Genomic DNA, 21,586 nt, shown 5'->3' with positions numbered 1-21,586 from the left:
TGTGGCAGCGCGGCGTGGACCGCCGTCACCGGTTCGGCGGATGTCGCCCGCCGGGCGGCGCTCAGGCGCCGTCGTGCGCCTCCGGGCGCCGACGTCCGCCCCTGGCCAGCAGCAGCCCGCCGCCCGCCGCGAGCACGCTCCCCGTGGCGGCCGATGCCACCGGCACGGTCCACCCCACCGCGCGCAGCCGCGCGTTGTCCTCCTTCGCGCGGCTCACCGCGAACTCCTGGGTGGCCTCGGTGTGGGTGAGCTTCGGGACGTCGAGCAGCACCACGGCGTCCTTGCCGCCGCCCGGGGCGCGCAGCGTGCGGCGCGGGCCGAGCCGGGCGTACAGGGTGCGGCCGGTGACCTGGTCGACGACCAGCCGGATGCCGTGGTTGGCGTACCACTCCTCGGCGAGCACCTGTTCGGCGCCCGGCCGGCCGACCAGCGCGCCCGGCACCTGGCGGGTGCCGACCTTCGTCGGCGGGACGGTTCCGGTGAAGACGTAGCCGCGGTGGCCGTGGATCTCCTCGGTGCCCCGGTAGGAGAGGGTGACCGTCGAGCCCAGCTGGCTGTCCCACCAGCTGTAGGGGCGCTTCTCCACGCCGAACGGGAACTTCAGGTACGCCTCGCCCTCGTGGTACGGCTGCTCGTCGCAGCAGTGGGCGGGCCGGTTGGTGGTGCGGTCGGTGACCCAGCGGTCGGTGGAGAAGTCCAGCGCGTCGTGCGGGTCGGCGGCGGGCAGCGACGCGTCCGTGTCGACGGTGGTCACGATGTCCCACACCGCGCGTCCGCTGCGCTCGCTGTCCGCCACGTCGCCGCGCACCCGCTGGGTGACGGTGATCCGCCGGTCGTGGACCGTCTCGGCCGCACCGACGTCGAAGTAGCTGCCGGTGCCGGTGTAGACGGCCGTGACGTCGATGTCGACCGGGTTCACCGCCGCGCGCGGCTTCACGTACCACACCAGCATCGGCGCGAGAACCAGCAGGAAGACACCCAGGCCCAGCAGGACCAGGGAGAGGGACGAACTGCGACGGCGCATCGGCACTCCGGCACTCCAGGGCTCCGGGGCGGGGCGGCCCCACGGTTGCGCAGACCGTACGAGCGGCGGTACGGCACGTCTACGCATCCGCGTGACAAAAGGGCGCCCTGACGGGGGTGCCGGTGACGCAGGGCCCTCAGCGCCGGGGAGCTGTCACGCCTCCTTCCGCCGCCGGTAGTGCCGCGCGACGCGGACCCGGTTGCCGCAGCGGGTGGGGGAGCACCAGCGGCGGCGCGGATGCGCGGGCAGGAACAGCAGGACGCAGTCGTCGGCCGCGCACTGCCTGACCCGGGCGACCGCCGGATCGGCCAGCAGGGTGACGGCGGACTCCGCGAGCAGCGCGGCCAGCCGGACGCCGAGCGGTCCGGTACGGCGCGGCGGCGCGACGACCGCCGTCCCGTCCCAGACCGGTACGCGCACCGCCGGTGCGGCGCGCTGGGCGTCGGCGAGTCCGCGCAGCGCGGCCCCGGGCGGTCGCCGCCCCGCCATCAGGGCGCGCAGCGCCGCCTCGGTGTGGTCGCGCACGGCGTGCACCAGGGGGAGGTCGGCCTCGGTGACGTGGAGGGGCAGGTCGGTCTCGGCGGGAGCGAGGGGCAGGCCGGCTTCGGTGGGGGAGAGGGGCCGGTCCGCTTCGGTGGGGGAGGGGGGAAGCCCGGCCTCGGGGGAGGCGGGGGCGAGCGCTTCCCGGCCCAGCCGGTCCGCCTGCCGGGTCAGCCAGGCGGCCAGTCCGTCGGGCGTCGCGAGCAGGTCCGTATGGCTCGCGCCGGTCCCGAAACGGGTGTTGACGAGGTCGAGGGGCAGGGGCTCGCCAATCGGCGGTTCGCTGGCGTACACAACTCTAATGCTACATAAAGCGATTGACGCATTAGAAGGCGTCGGCGTATGACTGACGCATGACAGCCTCGGTGACCACGCCGCGCATCAGCCCACCCGCCCGCACCGCACACCGGCACCTGGACGTCGACGGGGTCGACGTCTTCTACCGCGAGTCCCTGCCCGACCGCCCCGACGCCCCCGTGCTGCTGCTCCTGCACGGATTCCCGTCCGCCTCCCACCAGTTCCGGCGGCTCATCGACACCCTGGGCAGCCACTACCGGCTGATCGCCCCGGACTACCCCGGCTTCGGCCACACCCGCGCCCCCGACGGGTTCACCTACTCCTTCGACCGCCTCACCGACGTCGTCGAGGGCTTCACCGAACGGCTCGGCCTGACCCGGTACGCCCTGTACCTCTTCGACTTCGGCGCCCCGGTCGGCCTGCGCCTCGCGCGGCGGCACCCCGAGCGGGTCGCCGGCCTCGTCGTGCAGAACGGCAACGCCTACCTCGACGGAGTCTCCGAAGCCGCCCGCGCGTTCACCGCCCTCACCCCGGACACCCCCGGCGCCGAGCAGACCGTCCTGGACCTGTTCACCCTCTCCGCCACCCGCGCCCAGTACGAGGGCGGCACGGCCGACCCGGCGCTCGTCGCCCCCGAGGGCTGGCTGCTCGACCAGTACTTCCTCGACCAGCCGGGCCGCAAGCAGGCCCAGCTCGCCCTCGCCTACGACTACCGGAGCAACCTCGCCGCCTACCCGGACTGGCAGGCCTGGCTGCGCGCCCACCGCCCGCCGGCCCTCATCGTCTGGGGCACCCGTGACCCCTTCTTCACCCCCGACGGCGCCCGCGCCTATCTGCGCGACCTGCCCGACGCCGAACTCCACCTGTTCGACACCGGCCACTTCGCCCTCGAGGACCACCTGCCCGAGATCGCCCCGCTGATCGCCGGCTTCCTCGACCGGGTCGGGCACGGGTCCGCCGCCCCGGCCGGCCGGGAGGCCTCGTGATCATCCGCACCCTGACCGACGCCGACGTCGAGCGCGTCCTGCCGCTGCTGCCCGCCGGCCGGATCGGCGTCTGGGCCGACGCCGACGCCTTCCGCGCACGGCTCGCCACCGGCGAGTACCGGCCCGAGTGGACCTGGCTCGCGGAGCACGAGGACAGCGGCGAGCCGTACGCCCTCGCCACCTGGTGGGGCGGCCCGGACGACCCCCTGCCCGCCGCCCTCGACGTACTGAACGTCCGCGACGCGGAGGACTCCGGCGCCCCGGACGATGCCCCAGCTCCGGCGGACCTCCGCGCCCCGGAGGACCGTCGTGACACCGGGACCGGTGACGACAGCCGTACGGACCTGGCGGTCCGCCTGCTCACCGCCGCGCACTCCGCCTTCGCCGAGGCCGGGCTGGACGGTCCGCCGGACTACCACGTGCTGCTTCCGGGCGACTGGCGTGAGCGTCCCGAGGCGGTCGCCGCCCTCGGCTGGCGCCGGGAGGCCGCCCGCCGCGCCGGGCTCACCGCCTCCCTCGAACGGCTGCGCTTCGAGTGGACCCCCGAGACCGGCGTCCCCCGGACCTCCGGCCGGCTGCAATTCCGGGCCGAACCGGACGACGAGGTCTTCGTCGACCTGTTCCGCCGGGTCCTGGAAGGCACCCTCGACGCCGGGTCCGGCTCCGGCGCCGCGGCTCTGGGCGCCGAGCGGCAGGCCCGCAAGGACGTCGCCTTCTACCGCGACGAGATGGCCGGCGACCGCGCCTGGTGGCGGATCGCCGAGACCCCGCGGGGCCGGCCGGTCGGCTTCGCGCTGCCCTCCCGCAACCCCAGCGTCCACGTCGTCGGCTACCTCGGCGTCCTGCCCGAGCACCGCGGCCGGGGCTACGCGGACGACCTCCTCGCCGAGATCACCCGCTTCCTCGCCGAGGAGGCCGGAGCGCACGTCGTACGCGCCGACACCGATCTCGCGAACACCCCGATGGCCGCCGCGTTCACCCGTCTCGGCTACCGCAACTTCGCCCGCCGCCTGGTGCTCTCGGCGCCCTGAGCGCAACCCCGCGCGGGTGACCGCCGTCCGGACGCGCTCGGCGGGCGGCCGGGCGGCCGGTGTGGAAGATTGCGGACTGAGGAGGCCGGGTGCGGGCTCGCTGTCCCCCACAAAAGTGCTGCTCGGGTGCTCGCCCCCGGCCTCCCTCACCCGCCGCCCGCCACCGGGTCAGGCGGCGCGGACCTCGTCGACCGTCACCGGCCGGTGCTCGTGCAGCGACCGCGTGCACGCCTCGGCGATCCAGCCCGCCTCCAGGGCGTCCCCGATCGTGCACGGCGAGGGCCGGCTACCGGCCACGACCTCGGTGAACGCGGTGAGTTCGGCGCGGTAGGCGGCGGCGAAGCGGTCCATGAAGAAGTCGTGCGGGGGACCGGCCGGGAAGACCGTCCCTGGCTCCACCGAGCGCAGCGGCAGCTTGTCCTCCAGACCGACCGCGATGGAGTCCTCGAAGCCGTGCAGCTCCATCCGGACGTCGTAACCCCGGCCATTGTGGCGGGAGTTGGAGACGACCGCGAGCGTGCCGTCGTCCAGGGTGAGGACGGCGCCGGTGGTGTCCGCGTCGCCCGCCTCCCGGATGTAGCCGGCGCCCCGGTTGCCGCCGGCGGCGTACACCTCGGTCACCTCACGGCCCGTCACCCAGCGGATGATGTCGAAGTCGTGCACGGAGCAGTCACGGAAGATGCCGCCGGAGGCGGCGATGTACGCGGCGGGCGGCGGCGCCGGGTCCAGGGTGGTCGACCGCACCGTGTGCAGCCGGCCCAGCTCGCCGCCACGCACGGCGGCGCGGGCGGCGGCGAAACCGGCGTCGAAACGGCGGTTGTAGCCGATCTGCACCGGCACGCCGCTGTCCTGCACGGCCTCCAGCACCTCGACGCCCTCACGCATCGTCCGGGCGACGGGCTTCTCGCAGAACACCGGGACGCCGGCCGCGGCCCCGGCCCGGATCAGCGCCGGGTGGGCGTCCGTCGCGGCCGCGATCACGATGCCGTCCACACCGGCGGCGAACAGGGCCTCCGGCGAGTCCACGACCTCGCCGCCCAGCCGCTCCGCGGCACTCTTCGCGGCGTCCGCGAACGGGTCGGTCAGCACCAGCGACTCGACCGCGTCGAGTCCGGCGAGGGTCTCGGCGTGGAAGGCGCCGATGCGGCCGAGGCCGAGGATTCCGATACGCATGGGGACTGCTCCTTGCGGGGGGTGCGGGGGTGCGAGGTCTTGATGAGGAGGATGAGCGGTTGTCGGGCGCGGGGTGCGGGGTGTCGGGCGCGGGTCCTCAGTCGAGGGCGCCGAGGACGTTCTGGTCCCAGTCGATCACCGATCCGGTGACCACGCCGGACCGGTCGGACAGCAGGAACACCACGAAGTCGGCGATCTGGTCGGGCTGCCCCAGCCGGCCCATCGGGAGCCGGGCGGCGGCCCGCTCCCGCCAGTCGTCCCCGGCGCCGTGGAAGGCCCGCTGCGTCGCGTCCTCGCCCTCGGTCGCCGTCCAGCCGATGTTCAGGCCGTTGATCCGGATGCGGTCCCAGCGGTGCGCGTGCGCCGCGTTCCGGGTGAGACCGGCGAGACCGGCCTTCGCGGCGACGTACGGCGCGAGGAACGGCTGGCCGCCGTGCGCCGACGACGTGATGACGTTGACGATCGTGCCGGGCGCTCCGCGCGCCACCATGTCCGCGACGGCCGCCTGCATCGCGAAGAACGGCGCCCTGAGATTGACGGCGATGTGCCGGTCGAACAGCTCGGGCGTGGTGTCGAGCAGGGTGCCGCGGTCGGTGAGGCCCGCGGCGTTCACCAGGCAGTCGATCCGGCCGTACGCGTCGACGACCTCCGCCACGACCGACCTCGCCCGCTCGGCGTCGGCCAGGTCCGCCCGGATGAACCTCGCCCCGCCGCCCAGCTCCGCCACCAGCGCCTCGCCGGGACCGGCGCGCCGCCCGGTGACGGCCACGGCCGCGCCCTCGCGGACGGCGGCCCGCGCGACGGCCGCGCCGACACCCTGGCTGCCGCCGTTGACCAGGACGGCCTTGTCGTCGAGAAGTCCCATACGTACGGGGTCCTTTCAGCTCTGGCGCCGCTCGGCGCAGGCCCGCAGCGCGTCCCGCAGCGCCTCGGGCGTCCAGGTCTCGCGCAGCGCTCGCCGGACGACGTCCGCCTGCGCGGGCGGGGCGAGTCCGGCGACCGGCGGGTCGCGGTCGAGGTCGGTGGGGAAGGGGTAGCCCTCGGCGCTCGCGGCGATCACGCGGTCCAGCCACGCCTCGTCCGCCCCCTCGGCGCGCCGCCTCAGCAGCACCGGATAGACGGCGTTCACGACCGCCTCACGGTCGACCGTCTCCATGGCCCGCCCGAACGCGGACGAGATCTGGAGGAGGTTGGCCATGCGCCGGATCCCGGCGGAGCGGTTGCTTCCGGCGGCGTGGAGCAGGGCCGGGCTGAAGAAGACGGCGTCGCCCTCGGCGAGCGGCAGCTGCACGTGGTGCGCGGCGAAGTACTCCTGGAACTCCGGGCGCCGCCAGGCCAGATAGCCCGGCTCGTAGCGCTGCGAGTACGGCAGGTACATCGTCGGCCCGGACTCCACGGGCATGTCGCGGTGCGCAACGGCGCCCTGCAGGGTGAGCACGGGGGAGAGGCGGTGGACGTGCGCCGGGTAGGCGGCCGCGGCCTCGTCGGAGAGGAAGCCCAGGTGGTAGTCGCGGTGCGGGGTCTGCGCCGCGCCGCCGGGGTTGACCACGTTGACCTGGGAGGTGACCTGGTAGCCGGGTCCGAGCCAGGCCTCGGCGACCAGGGCGAGCACGTCGTTGGCGTAGTAGTCGGCGAACGCCTCCGGGTCGTACAGCGCCGTCTTCTCCAGCGCGTTCCACACCCGGTCGTTGGCGCCCGGCGCGGCGAAGTGGTCCCCGGCCGCGGTGCCCGCGGCGCGCTGCCCGGCGATCAGCGCGTCGAACACCTCGCCGACCCGGCCCACGACCGCCCGGTCCGGGAAGGCCCCGCGGAACACCACCATTCCGGGACCGTCGGCGAGCACCCGGACCAGCTCGGCCTGCAGGGCGCGACGGGCGGGCCGGTCAGGGCGGTCACGGAGGCGGCCGGCGTCGTACACCGGCACGTTGTGCTCCACGGCGGCGGCGTGCGGCACGTCGGCGGGATCGGTGGTCCGCTCGACCAGCGCGCGGAACGCGCCGAGGTCGCAGTCACGCGCGGACAGCCAGGGGGCAGCGGCCATCGTCGTCCTTTCGGTGCCGGTGACACGGCCGGGGAAGTGCTGTCATTCTTGTCCTGACAAACCCCTCGAACAACCAGCAGGAAGCCATCAAAAACCCCTCAAGCCGAACCCGAGGAGCCGCGCGTGGGCCACCCCTTCCCCCTCCGGGAGATCGCACGTCAGGCGGGGCTGAGCGAGGCCACCGTCGACCGCGTGCTCAACGGGCGCGGCGGGGTGCGCCCGAGTACGGCGCAGGAGGTGCACCGGGCCATCGCGGATCTGGACCGGCAGCGCACCCAGGTCCGGCTCGTCGGCCGCACCTTCATGATCGACATCGTGATGCAGGCGCCGGAGCGGTTCACCACCGCCGTGCGGACCGCGCTGGAGGCCGAACTGCCCGGACTGCACCCGGCGGTGGTGCGCTGCCGCTTCCACTTCCGCGAGACCGGCCCCGTCGGGGAACAACTCGGCACACTGGACCGGATCGCCCGGCGCGGCTCGCAGGGGGTGATCCTCAAGGCGCCGGACGTCCCCGAGGTCACCGCGGCGGTCGCCCGGCTGTCCGCCGCGGGCGTCCCCGTGGTCACCCTCGCCACCGACCTGCCCGCCAGCGCCCGCGTCGGCTACGTCGGCATCGACAACCGCGCGGCCGGCGCCACCGCCGCCTACCTCATGGACCAGTGGCTGGGCGACCGTCCGGCACACGTCCTCACCAGCCTCAGCAGCGGCTTCTTCCGCAACGAGGAGGAGCGCGAGATGGGCTTCCGCGCCACCCTGCGCGCCCGCCGCCCGGACCGCACCCTCGTCGAGATCACCGAGGGCCAGGGCCTCGACGCCACCCAGTACGACCTCGTCCGCGCCGCCCTCGAACGCGACCCCGCAATCCGCGCGGTCTACTCGATCGGCGGCGGCAACGTCGCCACGCTCCGCGCCTTCCACGACCTCGGCCGCGAGTGCGCCGTCTTCATCGCGCACGACCTGGACCACGACAACACCCGCCTGCTGCGCGAGCACCGCCTGTCCGCCGTCCTCCACCACGACCTGCGCCACGACCTGCGCGAGGCCTGCCACCTGATCATGCGGGCCCACGGCGCCCTGCCCCCCGCCGCCCCGCCCCTGCCGTCCCCCATCCAGGTGGTCACCCCGTACAACATGCCGCCGCGGCCGGCGACGGGCTGAGCCGGGCGGACTCACGCCCGCACCGGCACCCAGCCCCCGCCGCGTGCCGACGCGCTCATCGCGTCCAGCGCCGCCGCGCTGTGCACCGCGTCCGTCAGGGTGGCGCCGTACGGCCTGTCCTCGGCGATGGAGCGCAGGAAGCGGTACGCCTCGATGACCTTCAGGTCGTCGTAGCCCATCGCGTTGGCCGCGCCGGGCTGGAAGGCACCGAACTCGCCGTCGCCGGGGCCGGCGTACACCGTGCTGACGGGCTGGTCCTGGTAGGCCGTACCGCGGCTGACGCCCAGCTCGTTCATCCGGCGGAAGTCCCAGAACACCGCGCCCTTGGTGCCGTGCACCTCGAAGCCGTAGTTGTTCTGCTCGCCGACCGAGACCCGGCAGGCCTCCAGGACTCCGCGCGCGCCGGAGGCGAAGCGCAGCAGGCAGCTGACGTAGTCCTCGTTCTCGACCGGCCCGAGCTCGCCGCCGGCGGCACGGGCGTGGCCGGCGGTTGCGCCGGCGGGGCGGGCCCGCTCGGGGATGAAGACGGCCGTGTCGGCGGTCAGGGAGGCGATGTCGCCGAGCAGGAAGCGGGCGAGGTCGGCGCCGTGCGAGGCGAGGTCGCCCAGCACGCCGCTGCCGCCGCGCTCCCTCTCGTAGCGCCAGGTCAGGGCGGACTCGGGGTGGGCGGCGTAGTCGCTGAAGAGGCGGACGCGGGCGTGCGTGACCGTGCCGATCTCGCCGGCGGCGATCAGGTCGCGGGCCGTCTCGACGGCGGGCGCGTTGCGGTAGTTGAAGCCGACCGCGCCCTGCACGCCGGCCCTGGCGACGGCGTCGGCGACCGCCCGGGCGTCCGCGGCCGTCAGACCCACCGGCTTCTCGATCCAGATGTGCTTGCCGGCCTCCGCCATCGCCACGCCGATCTCGCGGTGCAGGAAGTTGGGGGCGGTGATGCTGACGGCCCGCACGCGCGGATCGGCGGCCACCTCGCGCCAGTCACGGGTCGTCGAGGCGAACCCGAACCGCGCGGCGGCCTCCTCCGCCCGGCCCGGCACGTCCTCGGCGACCGTCACCAGCCGCGGACGCAGGGGCAGTCGCGGATAGTGGTGCGGCACGCGCGCGTACGCCTGGGTGTGCACCCGGCCCATCCAGCCGAAACCGACGACGGCGACACCGAGCGAGTCGACCATGGGAACCCCTCTTTGGACCGGTCCATTTCCCTGGCGGCCCACCCTGGGCGGCATGTCGGCCGACTGTCAACCCTTTGACAGAGTGTGTCGCGTCATGGAACGGTCCATCCCATGCGACCGCCGACGATCCGCGACGTGGCCGACCGGGCCGGTGTCTCCAAGTCGCTGGTCTCCCTGGTGCTGCGCGGCTCCGAGCAGGTGCGGCCCGAGAAGCGGGAAGCCGTCCTGCGGGCCGCCCGGGAGCTCGGCTACCGCCCCAACGCCGCCGCGCGCAGCCTCAGCGAACGGCGCACCCGCACGGTGGGCGTCCTCCTGAACGACCTGCGCAACCCCTGGTTCGTCGACCTGCTCGACGGCCTCAACTCGCTGCTGCACGACCACGGCCTGCACATGCTGCTGGCCGACGCCCGCCTCAACCGCCGGGCCGGCCAGGACCCGGCCGGTCCCCTGCTCGACCTGCGCGTCGACGGCCTGGTCGTGGTCGGCACGCTGCCCGACCCGGCCGCGCTCGGGGCGGCGGCCGAGCGGATCCCGGTGGTCGTGGCCGGCGCCCGCGAACCGGTGCCGGCCGGCGTCGACGTCGTGGCGGGCGACGACGAGCACGGCGCCCGCCTGGTCACCGAGCACCTCATCGGTCTCGGGCACCGCCGCATCGCCCACATCGCGGGCTACGGCGCCGTGGGTGAGCTGCGCCGGCGCGGCTTCGAGGCGGTGATGCGCGAGCACGGCCTCGCGGAGCGGGCGGTGGTGGAGCCCGGCGACATGACCGAGGAGGGCGGCTACCGCGGCACCGTCCGGCTGCTGAGCCGCCCGGAGCGGCCCACCGCCGTCTTCGCCGTCAACGACATCACCGCGATCGGCGCGTTGTCGGCGGCCGCGGAACTCGGTCTGCGCGTCCCGCGCGACGTGTCCGTCGCCGGCTACGACAACACGAGCATCGCCCGGCTGCGACACGTCTGGCTCACCACGGTCGACGACACCAGCCACGAGGTCGGCCGCCGTGCGGCGCGCTGCCTGCTGGACCGCTTCGAGCGGCCGGGCGGCGCGGGCCGCACCCACCTGGCCGGGCCGGCACTCGAGATCAGGGGCACGACCGCCCCACCGCTCACAGAGTGATCGCGTACGCCTTGCGCAGCGTCTCGTGCACCGTCCACGTCGTACGGTCGCCCTCGCGCAGCACCGCCATGTCGCCCGGCCCGACCGTCAGCGTCGGCCCGCCCTCGACCTCGATCGTCGCGGACCCGCTGATCACCACGAACAGCTCGTCCGCCTCGGTGTCGGTCACCACGCCCGGCGTGATCTGCCAGATGCCGCGCACCTGACGGCCGTCCGCCGACTCCCACACCACCTTCCCGGTCACCTCGGGCGTCCCCGAGACGATCTGGTCGGGGGTCAGCGGCTCGGGTTCGAGCACGGCGTCGGGAATGCGGACAACGAAACTGTCGCTCATACGACCGACCCTAGCCAGCCCCCACCCCGCCCCGACGCCGACAGAGTGTGCGAGATCGGCCCCCACGAACGGACACTCCGTCGCGGCGGATGCCCACCTCGCCACGCGGTGGATGCCCACGTCGCCACGCGGCGGACGCCACCTCGCCACGCGGCGCACGCCCACGTCGCCACGCGGCGGACGCCACCTCGCCACGCGGCGCACGCCCACGTCGCCACGCGGCGGACGCCACCTCGCCACACGGCGCACGCCCACGTCGCCACGCGGCGGACGCCACCTCGCCACACGGCGCACGCCCACGTCGCCACGCGGAGGACACTCCCCGGCGCGCGGTGGATGACGCCTGCGACGCGGTAGGCGGGGTGCTTGGCCTGCGGTGGGTGACGCCGGTCGCGCGGCGGGCGGGACTCTTGCGCGCGCGGACGGGCCTGGGCAGGCGCCGAAAGGGCGACTCGTGGCGCGCGGCGGGCACCTCAGCCGTGCCGGTCGGGGACCGTGCCCGCGCCGGGAGGGCGCCGCCGTGTGGTGGCCGGGCAACGTCGCGCCGGCCGTGCGGGCTCCCGTCCCGCGGACCGAGCGGGCAGCCCGTCCCGCGGGCCGTATGGGCTCCCTGCCCCGCGGGCCGTATGGGCTCCCCGTCCCGCGGCCCGTCGGGCGCCCCGCCAAGCGCGCCGGACGGGCACCCTCTCACGCGCGTCGGACAGGCGCCCTCTCACGCGCGCCGGACGGGCGCCCCGTCACCCGCGCCTCACGACTCCCTGCCGCGCCCCGACCCGTCACCCCCGCCCCACCAACCCGCGCCCCACCCCGAACACACCCCCCGACCCGACACCGCTCACCCCCGCCGCCACACCATGCTCACCGCGTTGGCGGTGACCACCGCGCCGATTCCGGCGTACTCCCAGCCACCGAGGGCCTCGCCGAGGACGAGCCAGCCGACCAGGGCGGCCAATACCGGGTTGACGCTCATGAAGAGGCCGAAGGTCTGGGCGGGGACGTGCCGCAGGGTCAGCAGGTCGGCGAGGTAGGGCACGGCGGAGGACAGCACCCCGGCGGCCACCGCGCAGCCCACCGCCGCCGCGCCCGGCGGCCGGTGCGCGACCACCAGCAGCCCGACCGGCAGGAACAGTACGGCCGAGACCCCGGCCGCGGCGGCCGCCCCCTGCGCGCCGGGCAGCCGGGTGCCGATCGTCCGGTTGAGCAGGATGTACGACGCCCAGCAGGCAGCCGCCAGCAGTCCCAGCCCCATCCCGAGGTAGTCGGCGGAGGGCCGCGGGCGCATCAGCACCACCACCCCCGCCGCCGCGAGCACCGCGCAGCAGGCGTCCAGCCGGCGGCGTACGGCGGCCAGCGCGATGGTCAGCGGGCCCAGGAACTCCAGGGTCACCGCCAGCCCGAGGCCGATCCGGTCGACGGCGCTGTAGAGACTGAGGTTCATCGTGCCGAACACCACGGCCAGCAGCAGCACCGGCCACCACTGCCGCCAGGTGAACTCCCGCAGCCGGGGCCGGGCGAGCGGCAGCAGGACGGCGGCGGCGACGTACTGCCGTACCGCGACCACCCCGACCGGGCCGAGGACGGGGAACGCGAGGGCGCCCACGGCGGCGCCGGTCTGGTTGGACAGACCGCTGCCGAGCATGGCGGCGACGCCGGCCAGTCGCCGGCGCCCGGAGGAGAGGGCGTCGGGGGCGTCGGGGGCGTCGGGGGACACGCCGTACCGACGCGACGCGGAAGCTGTGCGCATGCACCGCATCGTGCGCGCGACCGGGACTTGCGCAAAATGCATGGGACGCGCGATCCATACGCTGGACGCATGGATGTGGAACTGCGTCATCTGCGCTGCCTCGTCGCCATCGCCGACGAGGGCACCTTCACCGACGCCGCGCTCACGCTCGGCGTCTCCCAGGCCGCGGTCTCGCGGACGCTCGCCGCGCTGGAGCGCGCCCTCGGCGTGCGGCTGCTGCGCCGTACGTCCCGCGCGGTGACGCCGACGGCGGCCGGGCAGCGGGTGCTGGCGCACGCCCGGCGGGTGCTGGCCGAGGTGGACGACCTGGTCCGGGACACCACGACCGGCCGGGACGAGCTGCGGATCGGCTACGCCTGGGCGGCGCTCGGCCGCCACACCCTGCCCTTCCAGCGCCGCTGGGGCGCCGCCCACCCGGAGACCGGGCTGCACCTGGTGCGCGTCAACTCGCCCACCGCCGGGCTGCTGGAGGGCATGTGCGACCTCGCGGTGGTGCGCCGGCCGCTGGACGACCGGCGTTTCGACTCCGCGATCGTCGGCCTGGAGCGGCGGCTGTGCGCGCTGGCCGCCGACGACCCGCTGGCCCGGCGCCGCTCGGTGCGGCTGGCCGATCTGGCCGCGCGGGTGCTGCTGGTGGACCGCCGTACCGGCACGACCACCCCGGAGCTGTGGCCGCCGGACGCCCGTCCGGCGACCGAGGAGATCCACGACGTGGACGACTGGCTCACCGTCATCGCCACCGGCCGCTGCATCGGCGTGACCGCCGAGTCCACCGCGAACCAGTACCGGCGGCCCGGCGTGGTCTACCGCCCGGTGCGCGACGCCGAGCCGGTCGCCGTACGCCTGGCGTGGTGGCGGGACGATCCGCACCCGGCCGGCCAGGCGGTCCTGGAACTGCTCACCGGGCTGTACCGCGGGCAATGAGGTGGTGAGCCAATCAACCAAAGGGACAATCTGCTCCACCGTCTTCATCGGCGCCGCCGCGCTGCGCGGCGGCCGGCGGGCCACACCCGGCCGTCCCCGGCCGTCCCTGGCCGCCGGTCACTGACCCGCTGCCCCGGAACCGGCCCCCTGTCGCGCATGAGGTAGGCTTGACCTGCACGATCACGCGGAGACCGCGTGTCGGCCGCCGGGACGTGGCGCAGCTTGGTAGCGCACTTGACTGGGGGTCAAGGGGTCGCAGGTTCAAATCCTGTCGTCCCGACACGGCGAAGGGCCCTCACAGGCGAACCTGTGAGGGCCCTTTCCATTCCCCCGTGGTGCTTCCCCCCGTGTTACTTCCCCCCGTGGTGCTTCCCCGCGTTCCCCCGCTTTCCCCCGTGCCCCCTTTCCCGTCACCCCCCGTCTTCCCCCGTGCTCTTCCCCGTGTCGTTCCCCCGTGCCCTTCCCCCGGCCGTTCCCCCGTGACCTGACGCGGTCGAACACGTCACCCCTCCCCCGAAGGGGTGACGTGCTCGACCGCTCCCCCGGTGCCGGACTGCGGTCTTGCCGTCCGTGTGCGCGGGCACGGACCGTCACCAGCACATGACGGCCGTCTCTCCCGAACCCCACGCGGAGTACAGGCGCACGCGGACGAAGTAGCGGCGGCCCTTGACGAGCCGGGCCCGGACGGTGGCGTTGGCGGGGGTGCCGCCGTCGTCGTGGGCGGTGAGATAGCGCGGTTCGCCGTCGCGTTCCTCGAAGACCACGACGACGGTGTCGGCGGCGCCGAAGACCCCCACGCGGTACTCACGGGTCTCCGGCGGCTCGACGGTGAAGTCGGCCTGCCCGCCGGGCGCCAGACGCAGCGCCGCCGAACGGAAGGGCACCAGCGCGGGCGGGTCCCCAGTGGCGGCCGGCGGATACCAGCGCCGCGCGAACTCCTGGTCGGCGGCGGACAGCGTGCCCGGCGGATGCAGGCCCGCGCGGTACTGCTCCGGCTCCAGGATCAGCCCCGGCGGGAACGGATACTCCATGATCGACTGCGGGTCCCAGACCGCGCCGTTCACCTCGTCCCGGTCCAGCTTGCGCAGAATGTTGACGTACGTCCGGTCCCGGCTCCAGAAGTTGGGCGGACCGGCCAGTTCCTCGTACACGGCCTCGTCGTCCCAGTGGAGGCCGGCGCCCGGGTTCTGATGCTCGTGCGTCATGCCCAGCGCGTGCCCGATCTCGTGCAGGACCGTCGCGCGCTCCCCGGGCGCGGTCAGGTCCCAGCCGAAGTTCATGGTGCGCTCGTGCAGCCCGGCCCGCAGGGCGTCCCGCCCCACGAGCGACCAGGAGCCGCCGCCGGGCTGGAAACCGATGCGCAGCTCGGCCTCCGACCGGTCGGTCACCTCCGTGAAGGTCAGCCCGATCTCGAGGCCCTGCCACTCGTCGAAGCACTCCCGGACCACGTCCTGCTGTTCCTTGGTGCCCGCCCACGGCACCCGCCGGGTCTCCCCGGTCCCCGGCACGGGAATCACGGAGCCGTCGGTGTCGTCGGTGAAGAAGCAGTAGTGCAGCACCGTGTTGTTGACCCACATCCGGTGGCCCCGGACGAGCGCACCGATCCGCTCGGCGGCCAGCCCCGGCGCGAAGGCGGGGGCGGGCTGCTGCGCGAGGGAGCAGTAGCGTGCGGTCATGGACTCAGAGTGCCGTCGCACCTGCCCCGGGCGCCTGAGTCGGGGTCTACTCAAGTGCCCCTGTATCAGGACTGAGTAGGGGCGCTCCTGTTGACGTGATGACTTACGAACAGCACGCGAAGACCCTTCGGCTGCCCTGGCCGTTCACCGGCCGGGACGAGGAACTGGAACTGGTCCGCCGCTCCCAGGCGGCCGGCCGGCCCGGCATCGTGGTCACCGGACCGGCGGGCGTGGGCAAGACCCGGCTGGTCACCGAGGCCGTACGCGGTACCGACTGTGCCCGCGCCACCGGCACCCCCGAGTCCCGTGGCATCCCCTTCGCCGCGTTCGCGCACCTGCTGCCCGAGTCCGTCACGCTGCACCGCGCGGTGCGCCTGCTCTCCGGCGTACGGCTGCTGGTGGTCGACGACGCCCATCTGCTGGACGACGCCTCCGCCGCCCTCGTCCACCAGCTCGCCGTGCACGGCCGCACCCGGCTGGTGGTCGTCGTCACCGACGGCGCCCCGGCGCCCGCCGCGATCGCCCGGCTGCGGACCGGCGAGCTGCTGCCCCGGCTCGGCCTGGCACCGCTGCCCGCCGAGGAGACCGCGCAGCTGGTCGCCGCGGGCGCGGGCCGGGCGCTGGAACCGCTCACCGTGCGCCGGCTGCACCGGCTGTGCCGGGGCGATCTGCGGCTGCTGCGCGAACTGCTGGACGCGGTGCGCGACGGCGGACTGCTCAGCCCCGTACCGGACAGCGGCACCTGGGCGTGGCGCGGCCCGGTGCCGGTCACCCCGGCCGTCCGCGAGCACACCGCCCCGGTCCTGGACCGCACGGACCCCGACGAGCGGGAGACCCTCGACCGGCTGGCCTTCGCCGAGCCCCTGGCGGCCGACTCCGGCACGTTCGACCTGCGCGTCCTCGAACGCCTGGAGGCGGCGGGCCTCATCCACCTCGACGAGCGCCACCACGTCCGGCTCGCCCACCCCCTCCACGGCCCGGTACTGCGGGCCACGGCCGGCCGGCTGCGGGCCCGCAGGCTGGCCGGCACCCCCGACCGGTACGCCGCCGCGCTCGCCGCCGAGGCGGCCACGCTGACCCGCCGGATCGCCGCCGCGGACGTCCGGGCGCTGCCCGCCCCCGTGGGGGAGTGGCTGGCGGCGGAGAACCACCCGGTGCCGCCCGGCTACGCCGCCGTGCGCGCCCGCTACGCCCGGCTGCGCGGCGAGCTGACGGAGGCCGCGGCGTGGGCCCGCGAGGGCCTGCGGACCGCCGCGGACGACCCCGCCTGCCGCGGCGAACTCGCCCTGGCCCTGGCCCAGTCGGGCGACCCCGCGGCGGCGCGGAACGCTGCCGGCGGGCGTACGGCACCCGGCCCGGTGTCGGCGGGTCCGGCGGCGGCGAGCGGCCTGGAGGAGACAGCGGACGCGGGGTGGGACGTCACCGGTGACGGTGTGCTCGGTGACGGTGCTCCCGGTGGCGGGGTCCTCCGTGATGGCGTCTCTGGTGGCGGAGTCGCCGGTGGGGGTGCGCGGGGCGGTGGCGTCCCTGGTGGCGGCGTTCCCGGTGCCGGTCTCCCTGGTGGTGACGTCCTCCGTGACGGCGTTCCCGGCGACAGAGTCCCTGGTGGTGGGCTCCTCCGTGATGGCGTCTCTGGTGGCGGAGTCGCCGGTGGCGGTGCCCGGGGCGGTGGCGTCCCTGGTGGCGGCGTTCCCGGTGCCGGTCTCCCTGGTGGTGACGTCCTCCGTGACGGCGTTCCCGGCGACAGAGTCCCTGGTGGTGGGCTCCTCCGTGATGGCGTCTCTGGTGGCGGAGTCTCAGGTCGCGGCGTCCCAGGCGATGGCGCCCTCCGTGGCGAGGTTACTGGTGGCGGGGTCCTCCGCGACGCTGTCCCCAGCAGCGGTGTCCCCGGCGGAAGCGTCCCCGGCGGGGGCGTCCCCGGCGGGGGCGTCCTCGGCGACGGTGCCCTCGGCGGTGGATTCCCCGGCGACGGTGCCTCCAACGACGGCGCCCTCGGCGGCGGTGTCCCCAGCGGCGGCGCTCCCGGCGGCGGTGCCCTCGGCGGTGGATTCCCCGGCGACGGTGCCTCCAGCGACGGCGCCCTCGGCGGCGGTGTCCCCAGCGGCGGCGCTCCCGGCGACGGTGTTCTCGGCGACGGTGCCCCCGGTGGCGGCGTCCCCAGCGGCGGCGCTCCCGGCGACCGCGTCCTCGGCGACGATGCCCCTGGCAGGGGCGTCCCCGGCGGCGTCCCCCGCGACGATGCCCCCAGCGACCGCGCCCCCGGCGGCAATGCCCCCAGCGGCGGCATCCCCGGTGACGACGTCCTCGCCCTGTACGAAGCCGTCCGGCGCGGTGACCCCGGGCCGGTGCTGGGCCGGCTGCCCGCCGGGAGTGTGTTCGCCGAGCACGCCGCCGCCCTCGCCCGCCGCGACGGGCCCGCCCTTGACCGGGTGGCCGCCCGTCTGGAGGAGCGCGGCCTGCTGCTGTTCGCCGCCGAGGCGTACGCCCAGGCCGTCTCCGCGCACCGCGACCCGAGCGCCGCCCGCACCGCCCGCACCCGGGCCGTCGGCCTGGCCCGCCGCTGCCCCGGCGCGCGCACGCCCGCGCTCTCGGGACTGGTGCTCGGTGAACTGACCGCACGGCAGCGGCAGATCGTGACCCTGGCCGCCGCCGGACTGAGCAACCGGCAGATCGCCGAACGGCTCACCCTGTCCGTCCGCACCGTCGGCAACCACCTCTACAGCGCCTACGCCCGCCTCGGCGCGAGCGACCGCGGCGCGCTGCCGTGGCTCGTGCAGCTGCCCGAGGCCCGGTCCGCGTGACCGCGCGCCGGACCCCGGGGCGTGGCACCACCCCGGGGTCCGGCGCGTCACGGCCGGCGCGTCACCACCGCACGGGCAGCCGCTCCGGGACGCGCTTCATGAACCCGGTCCGCCACACCAGTTGCTCGACGGGCACGGCCAGGTCCAGCCGCGGCACGCGCTCCAGCAGGACGCGCAGCGCGACCTCGGCGTGCTTCTTGCCGAGCGCGGTCGCGGGGCAGTAGTGGCCGCCGGCGCCGAACGACAGGTGCGTGCCCGCGTTGGGCCGGTCCAGGCGGATCGCGTGCGGGTCGTCGTACTGGGCCGGGTCGTGGTTGGCGGCCTCGACCAGGACCAGGACCAGCTCGCCCCGGCGCACGGTGACGTCACCGAGCCGTACGTCGTCGAGCGCGATCCGCGGCAGCCCGTCGGCGATGGACAGGTTGACGCGCAGGAGCTCGTCGACGGCGGTAGGGACCAGGCCGGGGTCGGCGGCCAGCCAGTCCCGGACCTCCGGGTCGAGCAGCAGCGTCACGCACATCATCGTCAGCGCGCCCATGACCGAGATCACCCCGGCGCCGAACATGGTCACGCCGACGGTGGCGAACATCTCGTCCGACACGTGCGCGTACTCCGGGGTGCCGCGCAGCCCGGCGAGTTCGCCCATCAGCCCGGTGGTGTCCGGGTCGTCCAGGCGTTCCTTCATGTACGCGATGTCGCGGTCCCAGTTGAGCGCGGCGGCGGGGATCGGGCGGGGGCTGTTCATGAAGGCCACGTGCAGGCTGCGGTAGAGGCGGTCCGCGTCCGCCACGGGGATGCCGAGCAGGCGGCAGTGCAGCCCGGTGGAGTAGGGCACCGTGAAGTCCCGCCGCAGGTCGGCGGGCGGGCCGTCGGCGAGCATACGGTCGGCCAGCCGTCCGGCGTACCGCTCCAGCCAGTCGGCGTGCGCCTTGGGGTTGAGGGCGCGCATCACCGCCCGGCGCAGCCCGGCGCCGGTGATGTTGCCCATGTTGTCGACGACCTCCGGCGGAATGGTCAGCGCGTACTGGCGCGGCACCCCGGGGGCGGAGGTCTTCTTGAGGCTGAACCGGTCGTCCTCCAGCACCCGCTTGCACAGGGCGTGCGAGGACACCAGCCAGGCGACGTCCCCGGCGATGGTGCGCACCCGGGTCACCGGGCGGTCGCGCAGCAGGGCGGGCACCTCGTCCGGGAGGCGGTCACCGCGCGGCGTGAACGGGAAGCAGGGCAGGCCGGTGTCGGTGGCGGTGGTCACTGGGCGTCCTCCAAAGCGGTGAGAGCGATGATGCCGTGGCCCTGGTTACGGGAGGCGCGCAGTCCGTGCCCCGGCCCGTAGAGGAGGTCCGCCAAGGGCAGCACCTGGTGGTAGCAGTTGAGCGAGGAGGCGACACCGAAGATCGCCGGGGAGTCGATGAAGAGGGGCAGTTCGGACAGGATGTAGCGGGTGCACACCTCACGCTGCCGGTCCGTGGCGTCCCGGCCGGTGACCTTGTCCCGCAGGAACCGGTCGACCAGGCCGGAGACCGTGGCCGCCAGCGCGGCGTCGTCGGTCAACAGCGTCTCGACGTGACGGCCGAGGCGCTGGTACTCGGGCCTGCCGGTGAGCGCGGAGACGGGCAGCGCCCGTACCCGGACCCCGTCGGGGTCGACGGCCAGGGCGGCGTTGGAGACTTTGGCGCGTACCCCGCGCAGGTTCTTGACCGCCTTGCGTCGCGCGTCGTCCGGCGCGTAGCCGAGGGCCTCGTACAGGTCGGCGATGTACAGGTCCGTGTAGACGATGTCGACGCGGGCGAACCGTTCGGCGGCCCAGTGGGCCAGGCCGGTCACGGTCTCCGCGGTGAAGAAGCTGTTGCCGGGCGAGACGCCGATCACGGCGTGCCGCGCTTCCTGTTCGATGACCCGGCAGTGAGAGGTGTACGGCCGCACGGTGAATATGTGGGTCGCGATGGTCGTCAAGAGGACGATTCCCTTATCGAGCCACTAGTCCCATGGGGCCCCGTGCCCCAGGTGTGGCGGCTCAGGGGGAGAACGTAGCCCAGCTCCGGGCGTGACGCAGCATGATCGGCAAGTAACTCAGCGGTAGATATGGACGGTTGAACTCCGCACAGTTTCGGCCAAGGGGCGCGGCCCCCGTTCACGCCGCCCCGAACGCCGTGAACGCCCACCCCGTCGCCCGGTGCAGCGCGTCCCCCGGCAGGGCGGCACGCGCGTCGCGCAGCGCCTCCGCCAGCGACAGACCCGCCCCGAGGCCCTTGTGCAGGGCCAGCATCAACGGCACCACCGCGGCGTCGTTCACCGGCGCGCTGCTCGCCACCACCCCCGCCGTGCCCAGCGGCAGCAACGCGGTGACCACACCCAGCAGTTCGTCCGCGCCGACCGACGCCAGCCGGGCGGTGTCACAGCTGGACAGGATGATCCGGTACGGGCTGCGGGCCAGGCGCTCGAAGTCGTGGACGATCAGCGGCCCGTCCGCCATCCGCAGCGACGAGAACATCGGGCTGTCCGCGCGGAACGTGCCGTGCGCGGCGATATGGGCCAGCGCCGCCCCGTCCAGCTCCTGGAGGACACGCGGCACCCGCGCCTCCTCGTCCTCCAGCACCCGCGCCTCGGCGTACCGGTCGGCGACCTCCGGCACCTCCGCGCCGCCGGTCGCCAGGCCCGGCCCGCGCACCAGCACCTGGCGCCCGCCCGGCGGCGGCTCGGTCTCGCGGGCCCGCAGCCAGCTGCTCGCCGACGGCGACACGCTCACCACCCGCTCCCGCAGCGACGGCAGCAGCGCCCACGGCACCCGGTGCAGCCGCGCGGGCGGCACGATCACCAGCGGCCCGGCGCCCAGGTGGGCGGCTGCCGGACCGAGCAGCAGCTCCTCCAGCCGCCGGCCCGCCGCCTCCACCACCGGCAGCCGCCCCTCGGCCCCCGGATGGGCCAGCCGCCGCAGCCCGGCCTGCACGTGCTCGGCCTCGACCTCCGCCTCCGCCAGCAGCCCCGCCTCGAACCGCCGCACCCGGCCCCGCCCGCACAGCAGCACCTGCACCCGCCCGTCCAGCACCGCCAGCTCCACCAGCCGCGTCCCGCCCAGCCGGTCCAGCAGCCGGCCCACGTCGAACCGGTGCCCGTCACCCGGCGCGTCGCCCCGCATGTGCAGCGTCCGCGACCGCACCTCCCGCTCCAGCCGCCGCTGCTCCCGCTCCAGCGCCGGGATCGGACGGCCCTCCCAGCGGGCCGCCTCCGCGCGGGCCGCGATCTCCCGGAACGCGGTCAGCCCGCTCATCAGCGCCGGATCGGCGGGCGGCCGGGTCGGCGGCGCCGACAGCACCGTCGCCCGCCAGCGCTCACTCCACTCCAGCAGCCGCCGCGGCCCGCCCCCGTCCAGGCTCACCCGCTGTGCGAGCGCGGCCAGTTCGGCGCCCTGCGCGGTGGCCCGCGCCCGCAGCTCCGACGCGCCCAGCGTCATCCGGTGGTCGTCCAGCACGTCCAGACCGCGCCGGCACGCCTCCAGCACCCCGCGCGCCGAACCCGCCGCCCGCGCCCGCAGCGCCTGCGCCGCCCACCCCGTCATCCGCGCCAGCGGCGGC

General features: G+C 75.1%; 18 protein-coding genes and 1 tRNA gene. 7 read left to right on the top strand and 12 right to left on the bottom strand.

Going from position 1 to position 21,586, the window contains the following annotated elements:
• Positions 1–61 precede the first annotated feature (61 nt).
• Both AB0K92_RS27600 and AB0K92_RS27595 read right to left on the bottom strand, forming a co-directional pair.
• Entirely contained in the window at positions 62–1,024 is a 963-nt protein-coding gene (locus AB0K92_RS27600) for a DUF3068 domain-containing protein (protein ID WP_365927189.1), read from the bottom strand.
• 153 nt (positions 1,025–1,177) lie between these two features.
• Positions 1,178–1,858, bottom strand: a complete 681-nt coding sequence (locus tag AB0K92_RS27595; protein WP_365927187.1) for a CGNR zinc finger domain-containing protein — start codon at positions 1,856–1,858, stop codon at positions 1,178–1,180.
• A 59-nt stretch (positions 1,859–1,917) separates the two neighbouring features.
• Here AB0K92_RS27595 and AB0K92_RS27590 point away from each other — a divergent pair, with 59 nt between their 5' ends.
• Together AB0K92_RS27590 and AB0K92_RS27585 are read left to right on the top strand one after the other, a co-directional pair.
• Positions 1,918–2,847: an alpha/beta hydrolase gene (locus AB0K92_RS27590; RefSeq protein WP_365927186.1), complete on the top strand. Its 930-nt coding sequence runs from the start codon at positions 1,918–1,920 to the stop codon at positions 2,845–2,847.
• Positions 2,844–3,878 carry a GNAT family N-acetyltransferase gene (locus AB0K92_RS27585; RefSeq protein ID WP_365927184.1) on the top strand — a complete coding sequence of 345 codons (1,035 nt, stop codon included), beginning with the start codon at positions 2,844–2,846 and terminating at the stop codon, positions 3,876–3,878. The genes AB0K92_RS27590 and AB0K92_RS27585 overlap by 4 nt, the downstream gene beginning before the upstream one ends.
• Before the next feature lie 168 nt (positions 3,879–4,046).
• On the opposite strand, the gene AB0K92_RS27580 is transcribed toward AB0K92_RS27585, so the two are convergent.
• From AB0K92_RS27580 to AB0K92_RS27570, 3 genes are all read right to left on the bottom strand, one after another.
• Positions 4,047–5,051 (bottom strand): Gfo/Idh/MocA family oxidoreductase, encoded by a 1,005-nt coding sequence (locus AB0K92_RS27580; RefSeq protein WP_365927182.1) that lies wholly within the window; start codon positions 5,049–5,051, stop codon positions 4,047–4,049.
• A 97-nt stretch (positions 5,052–5,148) separates the two neighbouring features.
• Complete coding sequence (locus AB0K92_RS27575) at positions 5,149–5,916, bottom strand: SDR family oxidoreductase (protein WP_365927180.1); 768 nt, start codon at positions 5,914–5,916, stop codon at positions 5,149–5,151.
• A gap of 15 nt (positions 5,917–5,931) precedes the next feature.
• The gene (locus tag AB0K92_RS27570) at positions 5,932–7,092 is read right to left on the bottom strand and encodes a phytanoyl-CoA dioxygenase family protein (protein ID WP_365927178.1); all 1,161 of its coding nucleotides are present in this window, start codon (positions 7,090–7,092) and stop codon (positions 5,932–5,934) included.
• A 123-nt stretch (positions 7,093–7,215) separates the two neighbouring features.
• Between AB0K92_RS27570 and AB0K92_RS27565 the strand changes: the two genes are divergently transcribed.
• The gene (locus tag AB0K92_RS27565; protein ID WP_365927176.1) at positions 7,216–8,250 is read left to right on the top strand and encodes a LacI family DNA-binding transcriptional regulator; all 1,035 of its coding nucleotides are present in this window, start codon (positions 7,216–7,218) and stop codon (positions 8,248–8,250) included.
• An 11-nt stretch (positions 8,251–8,261) separates the two neighbouring features.
• On the opposite strand, the gene AB0K92_RS27560 is transcribed toward AB0K92_RS27565, so the two are convergent.
• Positions 8,262–9,419, bottom strand: coding sequence for a Gfo/Idh/MocA family oxidoreductase (locus AB0K92_RS27560; RefSeq protein WP_365927174.1), 1,158 nt, complete (start codon positions 9,417–9,419; stop codon positions 8,262–8,264).
• Between the two features lie 111 nt (positions 9,420–9,530).
• On the opposite strand from AB0K92_RS27560, the gene AB0K92_RS27555 reads away from it, so the two are divergent.
• Positions 9,531–10,535, top strand: coding sequence for a LacI family DNA-binding transcriptional regulator (locus tag AB0K92_RS27555; protein ID WP_365927172.1), 1,005 nt, complete (start codon positions 9,531–9,533; stop codon positions 10,533–10,535).
• Here the strand turns inward: AB0K92_RS27555 and AB0K92_RS27550 are convergent.
• Both AB0K92_RS27550 and AB0K92_RS27545 read right to left on the bottom strand, forming a co-directional pair.
• Positions 10,525–10,869: a cupin domain-containing protein gene (locus AB0K92_RS27550; protein ID WP_365927170.1), complete on the bottom strand. Its 345-nt coding sequence runs from the start codon at positions 10,867–10,869 to the stop codon at positions 10,525–10,527. The genes AB0K92_RS27555 and AB0K92_RS27550 overlap by 11 nt on opposite strands.
• 835 nt (positions 10,870–11,704) lie before the next feature.
• Entirely contained in the window at positions 11,705–12,613 is a 909-nt protein-coding gene (locus AB0K92_RS27545; RefSeq protein WP_365927168.1) for an EamA family transporter, read from the bottom strand.
• 69 nt (positions 12,614–12,682) lie between these two features.
• On the opposite strand from AB0K92_RS27545, the gene AB0K92_RS27540 reads away from it, so the two are divergent.
• Both AB0K92_RS27540 and AB0K92_RS27535 read left to right on the top strand, forming a co-directional pair.
• The gene (locus AB0K92_RS27540) at positions 12,683–13,537 is read left to right on the top strand and encodes a LysR family transcriptional regulator (RefSeq protein ID WP_365927166.1); all 855 of its coding nucleotides are present in this window, start codon (positions 12,683–12,685) and stop codon (positions 13,535–13,537) included.
• 206 nt (positions 13,538–13,743) lie between these two features.
• Positions 13,744–13,817: transfer RNA gene (locus tag AB0K92_RS27535), tRNA-Pro, on the top strand.
• Between the two features lie 310 nt (positions 13,818–14,127).
• Here the strand turns inward: AB0K92_RS27535 and AB0K92_RS27530 are convergent.
• Positions 14,128–15,213 carry a M12 family metallopeptidase gene (locus tag AB0K92_RS27530; RefSeq protein ID WP_365927164.1) on the bottom strand — a complete coding sequence of 362 codons (1,086 nt, stop codon included), beginning with the start codon at positions 15,211–15,213 and terminating at the stop codon, positions 14,128–14,130.
• A 98-nt stretch (positions 15,214–15,311) separates the two neighbouring features.
• On the opposite strand from AB0K92_RS27530, the gene AB0K92_RS27525 reads away from it, so the two are divergent.
• A complete protein-coding gene (locus AB0K92_RS27525; protein WP_365927162.1) occupies positions 15,312–18,014 on the top strand; it encodes a LuxR C-terminal-related transcriptional regulator in 2,703 nt (900 codons plus the stop codon).
• A 61-nt stretch (positions 18,015–18,075) separates the two neighbouring features.
• Here the strand turns inward: AB0K92_RS27525 and AB0K92_RS27520 are convergent, their stop codons facing one another.
• The 3 genes from AB0K92_RS27520 to AB0K92_RS27510 all read right to left on the bottom strand — a co-directional run.
• Positions 18,076–19,266 (bottom strand): cytochrome P450, encoded by a 1,191-nt coding sequence (locus AB0K92_RS27520; protein ID WP_365927160.1) that lies wholly within the window; start codon positions 19,264–19,266, stop codon positions 18,076–18,078.
• On the bottom strand, positions 19,263–19,967 hold the full coding sequence (locus AB0K92_RS27515) for a tRNA-dependent cyclodipeptide synthase (RefSeq protein ID WP_365927158.1): 705 nt from the start codon (positions 19,965–19,967) through the stop codon (positions 19,263–19,265). The genes AB0K92_RS27520 and AB0K92_RS27515 overlap by 4 nt, the downstream gene beginning before the upstream one ends.
• Positions 19,968–20,145: 178 nt before the next feature.
• A partial coding sequence (locus AB0K92_RS27510) for a CHAT domain-containing protein (protein ID WP_365927156.1) occupies positions 20,146–21,586 on the bottom strand: 1,441 nt, incomplete at its 5' end.

This window comes from Streptomyces sp. NPDC052687 (assembly GCF_040678395.1).
Lineage (GTDB): Bacteria > Actinomycetota > Actinomycetes > Streptomycetales > Streptomycetaceae > Streptomyces.
The sequence above is the reverse complement of the archived record's forward strand: the minus strand, read 5'-3'. Positions and strand labels throughout refer to the sequence as shown.